Source organism: Aeromicrobium sp. 9AM (assembly GCF_902506105.1).
GTDB lineage: Bacteria > Actinomycetota > Actinomycetes > Propionibacteriales > Nocardioidaceae > Aeromicrobium.
The window spans coordinates 1-1,089 of the sequence record NZ_LR733306.1 but is presented as its reverse complement, the minus strand read 5'-3'; the positions used below and the strand labels follow the sequence as shown (position 1 = coordinate 1,089).

General features: G+C 64.2%; 1 protein-coding gene. It reads right to left on the bottom strand.

Annotated elements, in window-relative coordinates; translation table 11 throughout:
* Positions 1-17 precede the first annotated feature (17 nt).
* On the bottom strand, positions 18-986 hold the full coding sequence (locus tag BOSE46_RS21290; RefSeq protein WP_159543085.1) for an IS481 family transposase: 969 nt from the start codon (positions 984-986) through the stop codon (positions 18-20).
* Between the last annotated feature and the right edge of the window lie 103 nt (positions 987-1,089).

Sequence of the window (1,089 nt, the reverse complement as noted above, 5' to 3'; positions counted from 1 at the left end):
CTAGGTGTACTCGGCCATCAGGTTGGTAGCAGTCGGCTGATGGGTGGGAGTCCTCCGAGTGCGCTGTGGCGTCGCCGAGTGTTGTAGTTCTCGAGCCAGGGCGCAAGGGCTTCGGCTCGCTGGTCGTTGCTGGTGAAGACTTGGCGGTATGCCCATTCGGTTTGCAGGGTGCGGTTGAGGCGTTCGACCTTGCCGTTCTGCCAGGGGCAGTGTGGTCGGATGAACACCTGTCGGGCGCCGAGTTCGGCGCAGATCTCGCGTAGCGACCATTTGTAGGCCCAGGCGTTGTCAGTCATCACTCGTTCGATCCGGGTGATGCCGTGAGCGGCGAAGTAGGCGGCCGCCCGGGCCAGGAACGCCGCGCAGGTCGGGCCCTTCTCATCAGGCAGGATTTCTGAGTAGGCCAACCGCGAGTGGTCGTCGACCAGCGAGTGGACGTAGTCGTAGCCGACTCGTGTCTTGTCGAGCCGGCCCTGATGATTTGACGCGGTCTGCCCTCGCCCGCGCCAGCCGCCGCCGGCGGGGATCTTGCCGAGCTTCTTGACGTCCATGTGGACAAGTTCGCCTGGCCGGGACTTCTCATAGCGGACCGTCGTGGCCCTCGATGCCCGGATCACCTCACCGGTCATCGGATCGCAGTCGGTCAGATGCGGCACCCGGTGACGGGCCAGGATCCGGGACACCGTGCGTGGCGGAACACCCAGCTCGTGGGCGATCTGATCACGGCCGATCCGTTCACGGCGCCGCATCTGCAACACCCGTGCCTCAACATCAGCGCTGGTCCGCGTCGGCATCGAATGCGGACGTGAGGAGCGGTCGCGCAGCCCGACGATGCCTTCGTCAGCGAACCTGTCGATCCACGTCTTCACACATTTGCGCGAGACGCCCATCGCCGCTGCAATGTGAGCTTGGGGCCAACCCGCCTGATCACGCTGAACGATCAGCAGCCGGCCATGAAATGTGGTGCGAGCATTACCGTGGGACACGAGAACCTCCGTGGTGGATGTGGGCCTTCGACAAGCCACACCCCACCCGGAGGTTCTCGTTCACGTCAAGCCATTCCCGCTACCAACGTCCTGACCGGGTACA